The organism is Rhizobium sp. CB2179, assembly GCF_057653455.1.
Window position 1 is genome coordinate 2,124,893 of sequence record NZ_CM172781.1, and the last position, 16,077, is coordinate 2,140,969.

Consider the following 16,077-nt stretch of genomic DNA (forward strand, 5'->3'; position numbering starts at 1 on the left):
TCTGTCGATCACAGGACAAGACCATGACCAAGCCCATCTCCCCTCTTCTGCCGATCGCCTATTCGAAGGAAGTCGCCAGCGCCAAGCAGCGCGGCGCGCCGCTGGTGGCGCTGGAATCCACGATCATCACCCACGGCATGCCTTATCCCGGCAATATCGAGATGGCCCGTAGCGTCGAGGCGATCATCCGCGAACAGGGTGCGGTGCCGGCAACGATCGCCGTCATTCACGGCACGCTGCATATCGGCCTTGAAGCCGCGGAGCTGGAACAGTTGGCCAAGGCCACTGAAGTCATGAAGGTGTCGCGCGCCGATCTCGCCTTCGCCATCGCCGAGCGCCGCACCGGCGCCACCACGGTTGCGGCGACGATGATCGCGGCGGCGCGCGCCGGCATCCGCGTCTTTGCCACAGGCGGCATCGGCGGTGTGCATCGCGGCGCCGAGGAAAGCTTCGATATATCAGCCGATCTCGAGGAACTCGCGCGCACCGGCGTCATCGTCGTCTGCGCCGGCGCCAAGGCGATCCTCGACATTCCGAAGACGCTGGAAGTGCTGGAAACCCGCGGCGTGCCTGTCGTCACTTATGAGAGCGAGGAATTCCCCGCCTTCTGGTCGCGCTCCTCGGGCATCCGCAGCCCGCTGTCGCTGAACAGCCCGGCCGCCATCGCCAACTTCCAGACGGTGCGCGAACAACTCGGCGTCGACGGCGGCATGCTCGTCGCCAACCCCGTGCCTGAGGCCGACGAAATCGCGCGCGAGGAAATGGAAATCTACATAGAGCGGGCGCTCGACAGCGCCGAGCGCGACGAAGTCACCGGCAAGGCGGTCACACCCTATCTTCTGTCGACCATCTTCGACCTGACGGATGGCCAGAGCCTCAAGACCAACATCGCGCTCGTCGAGAACAACGCGCGGCTTGCCGCTGAGATTGCGGTGGCGCTGGGTGAATGAGGATTGACGGGGCCGGCAGGAATCGCCTTTCCAGATAGGTGGTGCCGTTCCAGCCCCCCTCTGCCCTGCCGGGCATCTCCCCCACAGGTGGGGAGATCTGCTGGAAGCACCGGCTTTCTGAACAAATATCCCTTTCAACTCGGTGAAGCGTTGATGTGATGGGAAGCGTTCGCCCCTTGTGATCTCCCTCCTTGTTGTACGGCCTTGATACATAGCTGACAGATGTTCGGAGACATGCCTGACACTTCCGGAATGATTTTTCGGGAGGTCGGCATGGTTTGGAGGTCGAGGTCAGTTGTGGATGAGCGTTTGGAATTTTGCCGGTTGGCTGGGCTGGAGGGGACGAACGTCTCTGAGCTTTGCCAGCGCTTCGGCATCAGCCGGCAGACAGGCTATGTCTGGCTGCGGCGCCTGCAAGCGGGCGAGCCGGTGGAGGACCGCTCCCGCCGGCCGCATGCGAGCCCGCGGCGGACCGGAGCCGATCTCGAGCGCGCCGTGCTTGATATCCGCGACGAACATCCGGCCTGGGGAGCGCGCAAGATCGCCCGCCGGCTGCAGGATCTGGGCACAGAGCCGCCGGCAGCCTCCACCGTCCATGCCATCCTGGTGCGCCACGATCGCATCGAGCCGCAGGTGGGTGGGCGGCCAGCGCTCGGCCGCTTCGAGCGAGGCGCCCAACCTGCTCTGGCAGATGGACTTCAAGGGCCGCACGCAGCTCGTCTCAGGCATCTGGTGCCATCCCCTGACCATCATCGACGACCATTCCCGCTTCGCCGTCGGCCTCGAAGCCTGCGCCGACGAGCGCATGCAGACCGTCCGCGGCCGGCTGGAGCCTATCCTGCGCCGCCACGGCCTGCCGATGGCCATCTATACCGACAACGGCAACCCATGGGGCACCGGCGTGCCCAACCAATGGACAAGGTTGCGTGTCTGGCTGCTCAAGCTCGGCATCGACCTCATCCATGCCAGACCCTACCACCCCCAGGGCCGCGGCAATAACGCGCTTCCACCGCAGCCTCAAGGCCGAGGTCTTCGATTTCGCCGCGCTCGCAAGCCACGCCCAAGCGCAAAGGGCTTTCGACCGCTGGCGCGACATCTACAAACATTGTCGCCCCCACCAGGGTATCGACATGGCCGTGCCGGCCAGCCGTTACAGACCTTCACCGCGCCCGTTTCCCGACCGCCTGCCCGAACCGGCCTATGACAGCTCGGAGATCGTGCGCCGCGTCGGAACAACCAAGGGCTATGTCAGTTTCAAGGGACGAGCCTGGCGCGTGCCCAACGCCTTCAAAACCGAATGCCTCGCCATCCGCCCGCTCCAGCGCGATGGTCTCTACGGCGTCTTCTTCGGCGCAACACAGGTCGCAAAAATCGACCTCAAAAGTCAAGACTGACTGTCAGGCATGTCTCCGAACATCTGTCAGCTATGTCTCCGGGCTTTAGACTTGTGGGGGAGATGCCCGGCAGGGCAGAGGGGGGTGCGGCACGGCACAGCGTGCTCTCCCACGCCCCCCTTCACTCACCCGTCCAACGTCTCCTTCACCACAACAGCGAGCTGCTTCAGCGAAAACGGCTTCGGCAGGAAGCCAAATTTCGCTTCCGGCGGCAGGTTGCGGGCAAAGGCATCTTCGGCATAACCCGAGACGAATATGAACTTCATGTCGGGATAGGTCTTGCGCAGCTCGCGCAGCAGCGTCGGGCCGTCCATTTCGGGCATGACGACGTCGGAGACGACGATGTCGACCTTGCCGTCGAGTTCTTCCAAGATAGCCAGCGCCTCGACGCCCGAGCCCGCCTCGTGGACGGTGTAGCCGCGCGTTTCCAGCATGCGCTTGCCGCCGCGGCGCACCGCCTCCTCGTCTTCGACGAGAAGGATGACGGCCGATCCCGTCAGGTCCTCGGGCTGCTGCGGCGATACCGGCAGCGGCACCACTTCGGCTCCGGCGATGGCGCCGTCGATCGAACCCGCTTCGGCCGCAACCGCCGGCTCCGGGATGTGGCGCGGCAGGAAGACGCGGAAGGTCGTGCCCTTGCCGACTTCGGATTCCGGCTGGATGTAGCCGCCCGACTGTTTGACGATGCCATAGACCATGGCGAGGCCAAGACCGGTGCCCTTGCCGACATCCTTGGTGGTGAAGAACGGCTCGAAGATCTTGTCCATGATTTCAGGTGCGATGCCTGTGCCGTTATCCGCAACCTCGACCAGCACCATGTCCTCGGCCGGCATGTAGGAGTAATTGAAGGCCGAGACCTCGGCAGCGGTCAGGTTTCGGGTGCGCAATGTCAGCGTGCCACCCTCTGGCATCGCGTCGCGCGCATTGACGCAGAGATTGATCAGCACCTGCTCGAACTGCGAAAGGTCTGTTTTGACAGGCCAGAGGTCGCGGCCATATTGCACGTCGAGCTTGACATTGGTGCCTGATAGCAGCCGATCGACCAGCATACGCAGGTCGCCGACGACATCGGTGAGGTTCAGCACCGAGGGCCGCATCGTCTGCTTGCGTGAGAAGGCGAGCAGCTGGCGCACCAGCACTGCGGCGCGGTTGGCGTTGCGCTTGATCTCTATCAGATCGGCGAAGCTGGCATCGGCCGGCCGCGCCTGCAGCAGCAGATGGTCGGAGGAAAGCAGGATAGCCGTCAGCACGTTGTTGAAATCATGCGCGATGCCACCGGCGAGCGTTCCGACCGCATTCATCTTCTGCGTCTGCGCCATCTGCGCTTCCAGCGCCTTCTGCTCGGTCACCTCGACGGCATAGACGATCGCCGCTTCCTCGGGCGCCTCGTCGCTCTGGTCGATGACGGCATTGACATAGAAGCGGAAATAGCGCGCCTCGTCGGTCGGTGTGCGGGTGTCGAGCGGCGCGATGTCGCCCTGCCGATCCTTGGCCGCCGCCAGCGCCGCGGCCAGCTGTGGCCGGTCGCTTTCCTGCACGATGGTTTCAAGATGCGGCGCCTTTTCGAGATCGTCGCGAGAGACGACGCCGGAGAACATCTTCAGGAACGGCGCATTGGTTCGCAAGATGCGCCCGTTGCCGTCGACCGAGGCGATCGCCATCGGCGTATTGTTGAAGAAGCGGGTGAAGCGCATGGCGGCGGCCGAAGCGGACTGGCCGCCGGCATCGCTCTTTTCACGTGCCAGCACGATCGTCCGGCTTTCGCCGGGTGCGCCGTCGCGCATCGAGGTGACGCTGTGGATGATTTGCACCGGCAGGCTCTGGCCATTGCTCTTGCGCAGGTCGAGATCGAGCGTCACTGTCTTTTTCAGGCCGGGTTCGGCCTGCACCGACTGAATCAGCGCCAGCCCCTCGCCCGCCACAACATCGCCGATCGTCATCGAGCCCGGCACGAACTTGGTGAGGTCGAGGCCGAGCCACTCGGCAAGCGTCGCATTCAGGTAGAAGATCTCGCCCTTCCTGCCGGCGGAAAAGAAGCCGGCCGGCGCGTGGTCGAGATAGTCGATCGCGTTCTGCAATTCCTTGAAGAAGCGCTCCTGGTCGTCGCGCTCAGTGGTGATGTCGGTGATCTGCCAGATCTGCAGCGGCTTGCCGCCGTTTTCCTCCGGCTGCAGCAGCCGCGCCTTCAGCCGGTACCAATGCGCACCGGAGCTGTTGCTGCCAGGCCCGACGGCGCGCAGCAGCCGGAACTCCTCGCGGCCTTCCTTGCCCTCGCGCAGGCCGTTGACCAGCCTGTAGAGCGCTTCGTTGGATTCACGGTGGCGCGACAACAGCGTTTCCAGCGTCTGCACCTCGGTCGCCTTGCGCGCGCCGGTCAGCGCGCCATAGGCGGCATTGGCATAGATGATCCGGCCTTTTTCGTCGGTGATCAGCGTGCCGTCGGGATGGCTGTTGAGGAAGGCGCGCGCCAGACTGTCGGACTGGCGCTGCGGCATCACCTCGATGAAGCCGATGACCGAAGACACCAGGAAGAAAATGCCGACCATGGCGAGCACGCCGAGACCGCCAAGCACGACCTCGTTGTCGAGCGATTTTTTGAAGAAGACGAAGGCGCCGGCAGCCGCGATCAGCACGAGCGCCAGCAGAAGAATGCGCAAGACCGTGCCAGAACGCCCCCCACGATCCACAAGCGGTGCGTTATAGTCGTCGGCCTGACGCGGTTTCGTCATGTATTCCTCACAAAAGCCCTCCCGCTTCGTAGCACGAACACGAAGCAGGAATCAGGCACTCTTTCCTTCTTAGCAATTTGCCGCGTCGGCAAAAACACCGCTAGCCGGCAAGACTGCTTGAATTCACAGGCAACAGCGCCATCTGCCCCAGAAACCCAAAGCTGCCGCCTGTGTGTGAGGTCGCCGAGTGCCAAGCAGCGGAACACGAAATCGCGTTCTCGCGTGACTGGACAGCACCGGCGGCCCTTGCCTAAGGAACGGAAAAGTCGTCAATATGTGCTGAATGCGAAATGGAGTGAGTGATTATGTTGGATGATGTTGTCGGAGCTTATGGCAGCCGTTTCCTGCTTGCGGCCGGTGGCGTCGGTCTGGCGCTTCTCCTACTCATCATCGTGCTCTGGGTGATCCGCAGCCGGGCGCCCTCTCCCTTCGTGCGCGGCGGCCGCAACCGCCAACCACGCCTGCAAGTGCTGGATGCCGCAGCCGTCGATGCTCGTCGGCGGCTGGTGCTGGTGCGCCGCGACGATGTCGAGCACCTGATCATGATCGGCGGCCCGAGCGATATCGTCATCGAAAGCCGTATCCTGCCGGCAGCGGCCGAACAACCGGAAAGCGCCGCCCGCCCGCAGCCCGTCGAGCAGCGTCCGATATCGGTCGCGCGACCGGAGACGCCACCGGTTGCTCCGTCGCGCCCGCCGGTCGCAGCCCGCGTAGAGCCGGCCGCCGAGCCCTCTTTCTCGGCACCGGCTTCGCCAGAGCCGCGCCCTCGCCCAGAACCGTTGGCTCAACCGCCGTCCCCGCCAGCCGTGGCACCGCTGGTGGTCACGAGCCCTCTGCCGGCAGAGCCTGTGACAGCTCCCTTGTCGGCCGAACGCGACAATCTCCTGCGTGCCGCCCCGCTGCCGCCACGCCCACCGGAGCGTCCCGTCGCTCCCCCCGCCGCGCAGCCCGCACAGTTTCACGATGCCTCAAGTGCCGCCGAGATCCTCGATGCCGCCCGCCAGCGCGTGCTGCCGCAGCAGCGCATCGAAACCGAGGTCTCCGCCCCGCCTGTCCAGGACATGCCGGCGGCCGCGCGCGCCGCACCAGGTAGCGCCGAAGACGATTCGGCTGCGCAGTCGGCAGCAGCGAGCCGTCTTGATTTCCAGCGGGTGCTGGAACAGGAAATGTCGAACAATCTGACGGCCGAACGCATCGTGCCGGCGCCGGCAAACCAGGCGCCCCGGCCCGGAGCACCGCAACCCGGAAACCTGCCGCGCCGCGATCCGGAAATGGCCCCGATCACCGGCGCCGATACCGATCTGCAAAAAGAAGTCGCCCGCATCTTCGGCGAAATGAGCGTCAACCGCGACAAGTGACCGAAACGCACTGCGACCTTTCCTGATCACAAAGTTGCATAAAAGCCGCAATGCGGCGACTTTCAGTTCCCGATGCGTCAGAGGACTCCCTTTCGGGCCGATCATTTGCTATCGCTTGAGTTGAAGAGCGTTGGCGCATTTGAGGTTGCACTTTGCCTAAGTAAATACCGGTCTCACTCCAGTTTCACCCGTACTGCCGCAGAGCGACACGCTGGCGGCATGCGAACATGTTCATCGGGTGGTGGCGAGAGACCGGTTTGGCATTGTTACAATGTGCCATGTGCAGCTCCGCTATCTCAGCTCTTCAGCCGCCCACAACATCGCCACACCGCGCCCGCAAGGGGTTTTCTCATGCACCATCTTGGTGGACTTCCGAACGGAAGACCAAGACGGTATGTGCAATACGCTTCGGGTCCGATGGACCATTATTCCCAGGACAGCTCCCCAGCCGTGGATTGCATGTGGCGGATGCGGAGGCTTGAGAGCTTTCCAATCCAGCGGCAAGATCCGGCTCAACGCCAACGGTCGCAAGCTTGATGCCTGGCTTATCTACAAATGCCTGACCTGTGACAGGACGTGGAACCGGCCAATCCTCGAGCGCCGCAATGTTCGCGACATCGATCCTGCCGTCCTTGACGCGTTACAGTCCAACGATCCCGACTGGATCCGGGCAGAAACCTTCAAGCTCGATGCTCTCCGACACAAATCACAGCGTGTGGACGAGTTTGCAGAATTTGAAATCGCAAAGGAGATGCAAAGCGAAACTGCAAATTGGACGAGATTGGCTATCGAACTGATGGTCCCGTTTCCAACCAGCACACGGCTTGACCGCCTGCTGGCGTCCGAGCTGAAGGTTTCACGCGCGCGGCTGCAGGCTCTTCATGAAGAAGGCATGGTTCGGACAGATCCTGACCGATCAGACGTGATGCGGCGACGAATCAGGAATGGCACCCTTGTTGTGATCGACCTCGCCATGCAGGCCGATCGAGAGCAATCGTGGAAACCTCTGGCATCCGGAGATCCGCTGTAATCGTCGAAACCCGCCCAACACGCGAGAACAATGGATAAACGAAAAAGCGCCGCGATCTGATCACGGCGCCTCTTTTGCTTTCATGCCTGCATGAAAACTCTCATTCGTCGCGATAGACCTTTTCGCGGCGTTCGTGACGCTCCTGCGCTTCGATCGACAGTGTCGCGATCGGGCGGGCATCGAGACGCTTGAGGCCGATCGGTTCGCCGGTTTCCTCGCAATAGCCGTAGGTGCCGTCGTCGATGCGCTGCATTGCCGCGTCGATCTTCGAAATCAGCTTTCTCTGCCGATCACGGGCGCGAAGTTCGATCGCCCGATCTGTTTCCGACGACGCCCGGTCGGCGAGGTCGGGATGGTTTGCGCTTTCCTCGGCCAGATGGTCGAGTGTCTCACGCGCTTCTCTAAGGATATCATTTCTCCATGCAACCAGCTTGGCCCTGAAATAGGCGCGCTGGTTTACGTTCATGAACTCTTCCTCTTCCGAGGGAACGTAATTGCTAAGATCGATCTTCTCACTCAACGCGATTCTCCTGAAGAACATCTCATCTGGCCGGGTGTATATCCCAAGCGCTAGTCGCGATTCAAGCCAAATACGACAGGTAAACAGATTTTTAAATCTGTTACAATTTTCGGCTAACGATCTATTTTGTCATGGTTATTCCGGCCGCCGTTTTTTGCTTCGCCTTCAAAACGCCGTGTTGTCAGCCAGGTTTTAGGGAGTTGCGGCCTGACTGGCGATTGACGGCGGCCAATTACAACCGCTACTGAAAAGACCCGCCCGATCCTGGATTTGCCCATGACCGTACCCGTGCCTCCGCCCAACCGCATCTATCTCCTGCGTCATGCCGAGGCCGGCTGGGCCGAATCCGGACAGCGCGATTTCGACCGGCCGCTCAATGAAAAGGGCTTCGGCGATGCTGAGATCATCGCCGATAAGGCCGCCGACAAAGGCTACCGTCCCGATCTTCTGATCAGTTCGACGGCGCTGCGCTGCCGCGATACCGCCGATGCGGTCTACCGGGCGACAGGCCTCACGCTTGAGGTTCGTTATGTCGACGCGCTCTACAACGCCACGGTCGACACCTATCTCGAGATCATCGATGCGCAGGACGAATCTGCCGTTATGCTGGTCGGCCACAATCCGACCATGGAGCAGACGCTGGAGGCGCTGATCGGCCATGAGGCGATGGCAAGCGCCCTTCCTGGCGGCTTCCCGACGGCAGGCCTTGCCGTTGTCGATTACGACGCTTCGGGCGCCGTCTGGCGCCTCATCGATTTCGTGGTCGTCTGAAGACTTTCGCGCCGCTTCTTTTGCAGGCGGGGCGCCCTCCCTATATTGCGGGCAGTCACCAACCGGAATTGCGCCTTGCCGCCACGCCTGACATCTTTTGCCGATGACGCCCGCATCGCCTTCGACAATCTCGCCGATCGGGCGAGCGGGATCGTAAATCCGACCGTGCGGCTCGGCGTTACCGGCCTCTCCCGCTCCGGCAAGACGGTCTTCATCTCCTCGCTGGTCCACAATCTCCTACATGGCGGCCGACTGCCGCTGTTCGAGCCGGTCCAATCCGGCCGCGTCTCGGCGGTGCGGCTGGAACCACAACCGGACGATGCCGTGCCGCGCTTCCAGTACGAGGACCATATCCGCGCACTGGTGAAGGACCGTATCTGGCCGGATTCGACCCGCGCCATATCAGAATTGCGCATCACGCTGGATTATCAGAGCGCCAGCGGCTGGAACCGGTTGTTTTCGCCCGGCCGCTTGTCGATCGATATCGTCGATTATCCCGGCGAATGGCTGCTCGACCTGCCGCTGCTCGGCAAGGATTATCGCACGTTCAGCGAGGAAACGTTGGCACTTGCCGAAACCGGCGTCCGCTCCGAACTGTCGCGCCCATGGCTGGCGCTGACGCGCGCCACTGACATCCATGCCGGCGCCGACGAGATGATCGCCCGCGACCTCGCCACCGCTTTTGCCGATTATCTCAAAGCCTGCAAGGCCGACGAACGCTCGCTTTCCACCCTGCCGCCTGGCCGCCTGCTCCTGCCCGGCGATCTCGACGGGTCGCCGGCGTTGACCTTTGCGCCGCTGGCTCTGCCGCCGGACGGGCGTCCCGGCCGCGGCTCGCTCTGGACGATGATGGAGCGGCGCTACGAGGCTTACAAATCGGTCGTCGTCAAACCTTTCTTCCGTGAGCATTTCGCCCGGCTTGATCGCCAGATTGTCCTCGTCGATGCGCTGCAGGCGATGAACCGCGGCCCCGAAGCAGTGCAGGATCTGGAACGCGCGTTGACCGATGTGCTCGCCTGTTTCCGCCCCGGCACCAATTCGCTGCTCTCCTCCCTGCTCGGGCGCCGCATCGACCGCGTGCTGGTCGCCGCCACCAAAGCCGATCATCTCCATCATGAAAGCCACGACCGGCTCGATGCGCTGACCCGCCGCCTGGTGGATCGCGCCATCGACCGCATCGGCATGGCTGGCGCCGGCATCGACGTCATGGCGCTTGCTTCCGTGCGCGCCACCCGCGAGGCGACCGTCAAACGTGACGGCCATGAACTTCCGGTCATCGTCGGCACGCCGATGGAGGGCGAAACCATCGCCGGCGAACGCTTCGACGGCCAGAGAAAGACCGCGATCTTCCCCGGTGACCTGCCGGAGGATCCGGAAAGCCTGTTCGACCGCATCGCCGCGGGCGAGACCGGCCTGCAGCTGCCCGATGTCAATGTCGTCAGGTTCCGCCCGCCGCATCTCGAGGAAACGGGCGGCGGCATCAAGCTGTCGGTGCCGCATATCCGCCTCGACCGCGCCATGCAGTTCCTGTTCGGAGATCGTCTCGCATGAGCAAGCCCCCGTCCGATCCGCCGCGCCGCGCACCCGCCGCCTTCACCTACGAGGACGAGGCTGCCGATCCGCGCGACAACGGCCGGCAAGGAGGTGAGCGGCGCAAGCCGGAAAGCTTCTCCGAAAATATCGTCGTGACGCCTGACGAGGACGATCCTTTCATCAATCCCGACAAGGATCTGAGTGCGGTCCCCTTTGCAGCGCCGCGCAAGCGGCGGACCTCCTTCGGCAAGATCGCCGCCGGCGCCTTCGGCATCCTGCTGTCGCTCGCCATCGGCCTCTGGACCGATAGCCTGATCCGCGATCTCTTCACCCGCGCCGACTGGTTGGGATATGCAGCCCTTGCCGTGCTGGCAGTCGGCATCCTTGCCGTGCTGGCGCTCGTCATCCGCGAAACATCAGGCATGATGCGCCTTGCCGCCGTCCAGAAGATCAAGGCCGAAGCCGAGGCGGCGATCCTCGAAACCCGCCCAGTCAAGGCGCGCGCTGTCGTTGCGCAGTTGACCGCGCTGCTGTCGGCAAATCCCGAGACATCGAAGGGCCGCGCGACGCTGAAGGCGACCGAAGGCGAGGTCATCGATCCCCCGCATCTGATCGCGCTCGCTGAACGCGAACTTCTCCTGCCACTTGACCGCAAGGCCCGGATGCTGATCGTCAACGCCTCCAAGCGCGTCTCGATCGTCACTGCCGTCAGTCCACGTGCAGTGGTCGACCTGCTCTATGTGCTCTACGAGGCTGTCCGCCTTATCCGCGCCATGGCCGAGCTTTATGGCGGCCGCCCCGGCACGCTCGGCATGTTCCGCCTGCTGCGGGATGTGCTGGCGCATCTCGCCGTCACCGGCTCGATCGCCGTTGGCGACAGCCTCGTCCAGCAGGTGCTCGGCCATGGGCTGGCGTCAAAACTCTCGGCCCGACTCGGCGAAGGCGTCATCAACGGCCTGATGACCGCCCGCATTGGAATCGCGGCGATGGATCTGTGCCGCCCACTCGCCTTCCGCGCTCTGAAGCGGCCGGGAATCGGTGATTTCATCGGCGATCTCACCCCCTCCATGTCGCCGCGCGGCAACAATCCTTGAACGACGAGCGCTTTGCGGGACTTTCGCCTTCCCCGGCGTAAGGCAAGTAAAACACAAGCGGATTCAAGGCAATAGTGTCAAAATCTTGAAATCATTGCCTTGCAAAATCCCTGTATTGCCTTGCATTTCGGCACAATCGAAAGGAAGGATTAACCATTCTTCGGCAAAACTTACAGCCAGTTCGTGAGTGGTGTTTGCCAAGGAAAATCCATGTATTCGCGCAAATTTCTTATCGTATGCGGCTTGGCCGCCGCGGCATTGTCTCCCGTCGCAGATGTCGCTCCGGCAGCCACCGCTGCAACCCGTGACAAGGCCTTCTTCGATTCCGTTGCCGGTTCATGGAAAGGCCCCGGCGAAATCGTCGCCGGCAAGTACAAGGGCACGAAATTCACCTGCAACCTGATCGGTGAGCCCACCGGCGACAGCAGCGCAGGCATCAAGCTCGACGGCACCTGCCGCGTCGGCGTCTTCAAGCAGCCGATGACCGCCGTCATCTCGCAGTCGGGCTCGAGCTACAAGGGCAAGTTTCTCGACGGCGCCGCCGGCAAGGGTCTTGACGTCGTCTCCGGCGCCGTCAGCGAGGACACCGTCGTCGTCGGCATCAACCGCGCCAAGCTGAACGGCGCGATGATCGCCCGCGTGCGCGACGACAAGACGATGAACGTCACCGTTTCGGTCAAGGTCGAAAGCCAGATGATCCCGGTGATCGGCCTGACGCTGACCCGCCAGGTCGACGAGATGGCCGTAGGCTCCATCCAGTAGACAAAACGCACATCGGATTTTCCTGAAGCGGCGGGTTTCCCGCCGTTTTCCGTTTCAGGTTCCCTGCGTCAGGCGCTCAGCCACCAGTCACGGCTGTCGTCGGCGATCTCGATACCGGTCACCTCGGCATCGGACAACCAGTCACTGACCGTCCTGCCCCTGACCAGAAGACCCGGCGCGATATCGGCAAGCGGCATCAGCACGAAACCGCGATCGGTCATTCGCGGATGCGGCAGTTCCAGCCGCGGCGCGTCCTGGATCACGTCGCCATAGGTCAGCACGTCGATATCGAGCGTGCGCGGACCCCATCGCTCGATGCGCTCGCGTTTCATCTCCCGTTCGATCGACAGGCAGACATCGAGCAAAGCCTCGGGCTCGAGCCTGGTTTCGACGGCGGCGCAGGCATTGAAGAAGAACGATTGGTCAGTCTTGCCCCAGGGCGGCGTGCGATAGAGCCGCGAGACCGCCGTAACCCGGCAGTCATCCCGTCCGTCTAGATTCTGCAGTGCCGCAGCCATCGCCTTCACGGGGTCGCCAATATTGCCGCCGAGACCGAGTGCGGCGGATTGCAGTGCGGCCTCAGGCAAAGTGCTCAACGCTCACCTGCACGAAATCGAGCACGCCGGGCACCGGCGCGTTCGGCTTGCGCACCGTGATCTTCGCCCGCCGGATCTGCGGGAATGTCTCACAGAGCCCCTTGGCGATATCGAGCGCCAGGGACTCGATCAGGTAGCGCCGCTTGCCGGTGACGATCTGCTCGATCACAGTGAAGGCGATGCCGTAATTGACGGTATCGTTGATCGAATCGCTTTCCAGCGCCTCGCCGGCGACGACATCGAGCTCGGCATCGACGAAGAAGCGCTGCCCGAGGAATTCCTCCTCGTCATGCACGCCGTGGCGCGCGAAAAAGGCGCAGTTCTGCAGCGTGATCGTGTAGGTGGTCATGTCGGCCGCTTCCTCTCGAATTCCTGGCGTGCATTGAGCATAGCATCGGCGATATCAAGCGCATCCCTGTTGATTGCGACATTGTGCACCCGGAAAACCACAGCGCCTTGAAGTCTGAGCAGCGCGCTGGTCGCAGCCGTCGCTGCATCCCTGTCTTGCGCCTCACGCCCCGTCACCGTGCCGAGGAAGCGTTTGCGCGACGTGCCGGCAAGCAGCGGCAGGCCGAAGCGGGAAAGTTCGGAAAACCGCGCCATCAGCTCCAGGTTCTCCTCCGCCGTCTCCTTGGCGAAGCCGAAGCCCGGATCGAGCACAATGCGGTCGCGGTTGACGCCTGATGCAGCGGCGACATCAAGCGACCGTTCGAGGAAATGCACCTGGTCGGCAATCACATCGACAAGTTTCACCCTGTCGCGGCCGGTATGCATGATGCAGAGCCCGGCTCCGGTCACCGCGGCAATATCGGCGATATCGGGCTCCTTCTGCAGCCCGAAGACGTCATTGACGATATGGGCGCCGGCACTTATCGCAAGCCGCGCCGTCTCGGCGCGATAGGTGTCGATCGAGATCAGCGCTTGGGTGCGCCCGCGCAACGCCTCTATCACGGGCAGCACGCGCGCCTGCTCCTCGGAAGGACTGACCTTTGCTGCGTTCGGCCGGGTCGATTCGCCGCCGATATCGACAATGCCGGCACCCTCGCCTACCGCCCGCAGCGCCTGTTCGACCGCCGCATCGACGGTTTCAAAGCGTCCGCCGTCGGAAAAGGAGTCCGGCGTCACGTTGATGATCGCCATGATCACCGAACGACGGCCGAGTTCGATCTCCCGGCCATGGCCGACACGCCATATGCTGCCTTCGAGCCCTGTCACCAGACTTATCCCATTGATGACGAAAAAAGCGCCATCCGATATTGCGCTTGCGGTGGCTATGCCCCAAGCTCCCGTCGATTTCAACACGGGTTGCGTTCAGAATGCCGCTTGCAGTGCGTTATATGGTCCTTCCTATCGCCTTTTCCATTGCTCTTTCCCTCTGCAGCCCCGCGGCAGCCGAAGTGATCGCATCGAAAAGCTATTCCTATTTCGACATTCGAGGCAAAACCGCGGATGAGCTCGACCGCGAACTCAGCCGGCGCGGCCCGACGGCGAGCGGCTCCTCTGCGCGCCATCCCGGCGCCACGAAGATCCGCTTCGGCGGCGAGGCAACCTATATCCAGGATAACGGGCGCTGCCGCGTCGGCAACGTCAAGGTCACGGTCCACACCCAGATCATCCTGCCGCGCTGGAGCAGCCGCAAGGGCGCCAGCAAGGAGCTGTCGATGATCTGGGACGCGCTGTCGAGCGATATCAAGCGCCACGAGGAGCGCCATGCCGAGATCGCCCGCGATCAGGCACGCGCGATGGAGCGCGCCATCCGCTCGCTGCGGCAGCAGCGTAGCTGCGAAGTCATGCAGGAACTCGTCTCCGACGAATCAGCTCGCGGTATAGAGGAGCACGACCGACAGCAGGCACGATTCGACCGGGTCGAGGCGGTCAATTTTCAGAAGCGCATGCTGAGGCTGCTGAACAATCGAATCAACGGCCGAGCCGGCGCAAAATAAGGCTTTTCCAGTCGGGTTGCGAGCGGAAAACCTTAGCCGCGCAACGAAACTTGTGCGAAACTTGCACCCTCCCCAGCGATTGAATGGTCATTTTTCATCCTGGCAGACTCAACCGCAACGCGTTAATATGAACACATTCGAAAGTTCAGGTACGGCATCTGCACTTTCATCGCTGGGTTCTCCTGGCGCGTTCCGAAGCCGCGGATGTTCCTCCCTCATCCGTAGGTAATGCGCCCGCCTCGCCTCGCTCGCTCTAGCGCGCGAGGCGTCTTTTTTTGGTATCGAATTTTTCAACGACGTTTGAAGCGCAGCGCGCTTCAGGCCTGGCGTTCCGGCACGTGCACCACGAGCCCGTCATAGACAGCCTTCATCCGGATCTGACAGGACAGCCGCGAGGTCGGGCGCACATCGAAGGCGAAGTCGAGCATGTCCTCTTCCATCGCTTCGGGCTGGCCGACCTTTTCCGTCCACTCCTCGTCGACATAGACATGACAGGTCGCGCAGGCGCAGGCGCCGCCGCATTCGGCCTCGATGCCGGGCACCGAATTGCGCACGGCATTCTCCATCACGGTGGAGCCTTGGTCGACGTCGAGGTCGAAACGCGTGCCGTCGAAGGCGACGATGGTAAGTTTGGGCATCAGGACTATTTCCGGTCTTCAGGTGGGTGGGCGGATTTTCTTCCGATAATTCGACGCGTCAGTCAATATTGGGAAATCCCCCGCAGCCTCGCAGATCGAGCCTTCGCCCGCCGTCTTCAAAGCGTCATAAGGGGCGTCGCAAAAAGACCCGCGGTTCCGCAATGGAACAACGGGCTCGTTCGAACGCTATCTTTTGTGGGTCCCAAAAGTGCGCAGCAGTTTTGGGACAACGACATGCATCAGATAAAAATTTAGAGATCAGCCGCGGCAGAGTTTCAGGATGAAATTCTCGGCGTCGATGACCGCAGCACCGAGCGCTGCCGTCGCGCCGGCATCGCCGCCGTTTTCCTCGACGGCTTCCGCTGTCTGCGACACGCGGAACGCGCCGACCGAGCTTGCCGCGCCCTTCAGCCGATGCGCGGCTGCGCCGATACGGATGGTTTCGCCGCTGGCAATATCCTGAAGGCATGCGCGGGCCTGGCGCGCAAACATCTGAAGGACCTCGATTTCCAGCGTCTTGTCACCCATCGTCTGCTTTGCGAGATGGACCAGATCGATCGGCCGGACCTTGGAGGGACAGGGTCCCTTTGCATTATCCGGCGCCTCGAATACGATGTTCAATGCTGCCATCTGGGCTGCCATTGCCAATTCTCCCGTCTTTGTCGTCCGCAGTTGCAACAGTTCTGCGTCAGGAGGGTGGCCATCACGTTAAATTCCGGCACATTCAGGGCGGAAATCTCGCCACATGGTTAACGTCCG

Annotated in this window: 16 protein-coding genes and 1 pseudogene; 9 read left to right on the forward strand and 8 right to left on the reverse strand. The window is 62.5% G+C overall.

From position 1 onward, the window contains the following. Positions 1–23: 23 nt before the first annotated feature. On the forward strand, positions 24–950 hold the full coding sequence (locus AC244Q_RS10660; protein ID WP_012757660.1) for a pseudouridine-5'-phosphate glycosidase: 927 nt from the start codon (positions 24–26) through the stop codon (positions 948–950). A 273-nt stretch (positions 951–1,223) separates the two neighbouring features. Further along, positions 1,224–2,388 (forward strand): annotated as a pseudogene (locus AC244Q_RS10665) (IS481 family transposase); the annotation flags it as partial. 81 nt (positions 2,389–2,469) lie between these two features. Here AC244Q_RS10665 and cckA read toward each other — a convergent pair. Beyond that, a complete protein-coding gene (gene cckA, locus AC244Q_RS10670; protein ID WP_017994225.1) occupies positions 2,470–5,073 on the reverse strand; it encodes a cell cycle histidine kinase CckA in 2,604 nt (867 codons plus the stop codon). Positions 5,074–5,372: 299 nt separating this feature from the next. On the opposite strand from cckA, the gene AC244Q_RS10675 reads away from it, so the two are divergent. Together AC244Q_RS10675 and AC244Q_RS10680 are read left to right on the forward strand one after the other, a co-directional pair. Further along, positions 5,373–6,431, forward strand: a complete 1,059-nt coding sequence (locus AC244Q_RS10675; RefSeq protein WP_113545001.1) for a flagellar biosynthetic protein FliO — start codon at positions 5,373–5,375, stop codon at positions 6,429–6,431. 394 nt (positions 6,432–6,825) lie between these two features. Next, positions 6,826–7,461, forward strand: coding sequence for a DUF1062 domain-containing protein (locus AC244Q_RS10680; RefSeq protein ID WP_113544999.1), 636 nt, complete (start codon positions 6,826–6,828; stop codon positions 7,459–7,461). 100 nt (positions 7,462–7,561) lie between these two features. On the opposite strand, the gene dksA is transcribed toward AC244Q_RS10680, so the two are convergent. Beyond that, on the reverse strand, positions 7,562–7,981 hold the full coding sequence (dksA, locus tag AC244Q_RS10685) for an RNA polymerase-binding protein DksA (protein ID WP_003559816.1): 420 nt from the start codon (positions 7,979–7,981) through the stop codon (positions 7,562–7,564). 276 nt (positions 7,982–8,257) lie between these two features. Between dksA and AC244Q_RS10690 the strand changes: the two genes are divergently transcribed. The 3 genes from AC244Q_RS10690 (at position 8,258) to AC244Q_RS10700 (ending at position 11,379) form a co-directional block, all read left to right on the forward strand. After that, a complete protein-coding gene (locus tag AC244Q_RS10690; protein WP_128406498.1) occupies positions 8,258–8,752 on the forward strand; it encodes a SixA phosphatase family protein in 495 nt (164 codons plus the stop codon). 75 nt (positions 8,753–8,827) lie between these two features. After that, on the forward strand, positions 8,828–10,303 hold the full coding sequence (locus AC244Q_RS10695) for a YcjX family GTP-binding protein (protein WP_113544997.1): 1,476 nt from the start codon (positions 8,828–8,830) through the stop codon (positions 10,301–10,303). Continuing rightward, positions 10,300–11,379, forward strand: coding sequence for a YcjF family protein (locus tag AC244Q_RS10700; protein ID WP_113544996.1), 1,080 nt, complete (start codon positions 10,300–10,302; stop codon positions 11,377–11,379). The genes AC244Q_RS10695 and AC244Q_RS10700 overlap by 4 nt, the downstream gene beginning before the upstream one ends. A 63-nt stretch (positions 11,380–11,442) precedes the next feature. Here the strand turns inward: AC244Q_RS10700 and AC244Q_RS10705 are convergent, their stop codons facing one another. Next, the gene (locus AC244Q_RS10705; protein ID WP_164902311.1) at positions 11,443–11,580 is read right to left on the reverse strand and encodes a hypothetical protein; all 138 of its coding nucleotides are present in this window, start codon (positions 11,578–11,580) and stop codon (positions 11,443–11,445) included. Between the two features lie 9 nt (positions 11,581–11,589). Between AC244Q_RS10705 and AC244Q_RS10710 the strand changes: the two genes are divergently transcribed. Continuing rightward, positions 11,590–12,141 (forward strand): hypothetical protein, encoded by a 552-nt coding sequence (locus AC244Q_RS10710; protein WP_003540146.1) that lies wholly within the window; start codon positions 11,590–11,592, stop codon positions 12,139–12,141. A gap of 68 nt (positions 12,142–12,209) precedes the next feature. Here AC244Q_RS10710 and folK read toward each other — a convergent pair whose 3' ends face one another. From folK to folP, 3 genes are read right to left on the reverse strand one after another with little or no spacing between them, the layout of a single operon-like run. Next, positions 12,210–12,728: a 2-amino-4-hydroxy-6-hydroxymethyldihydropteridine diphosphokinase gene (gene folK, locus AC244Q_RS10715; protein ID WP_197725691.1), complete on the reverse strand. Its 519-nt coding sequence runs from the start codon at positions 12,726–12,728 to the stop codon at positions 12,210–12,212. Further along, a complete protein-coding gene (folB, locus tag AC244Q_RS10720; protein WP_003540148.1) occupies positions 12,721–13,086 on the reverse strand; it encodes a dihydroneopterin aldolase in 366 nt (121 codons plus the stop codon). Before folB ends, folK begins: the two co-directional genes overlap by 8 nt. Further along, positions 13,083–13,952, reverse strand: coding sequence for a dihydropteroate synthase (gene folP, locus AC244Q_RS10725; protein WP_113544995.1), 870 nt, complete (start codon positions 13,950–13,952; stop codon positions 13,083–13,085). The genes folB and folP overlap by 4 nt, the downstream gene beginning before the upstream one ends. A gap of 101 nt (positions 13,953–14,053) precedes the next feature. Here folP and AC244Q_RS10730 point away from each other — a divergent pair, with 101 nt between their 5' ends. Further along, a complete protein-coding gene (locus AC244Q_RS10730) occupies positions 14,054–14,680 on the forward strand; it encodes a DUF922 domain-containing Zn-dependent protease (RefSeq protein ID WP_128406499.1) in 627 nt (208 codons plus the stop codon). 317 nt (positions 14,681–14,997) lie between these two features. On the opposite strand, the gene AC244Q_RS10735 is transcribed toward AC244Q_RS10730, so the two are convergent. Further along, a complete protein-coding gene (locus AC244Q_RS10735) occupies positions 14,998–15,318 on the reverse strand; it encodes a 2Fe-2S iron-sulfur cluster-binding protein (RefSeq protein ID WP_003540151.1) in 321 nt (106 codons plus the stop codon). Positions 15,319–15,576: 258 nt separating this feature from the next. Beyond that, positions 15,577–15,960, reverse strand: coding sequence for an Hpt domain-containing protein (locus AC244Q_RS10740; RefSeq protein ID WP_082229805.1), 384 nt, complete (start codon positions 15,958–15,960; stop codon positions 15,577–15,579). Positions 15,961–16,077: the final 117 nt, after the last annotated feature.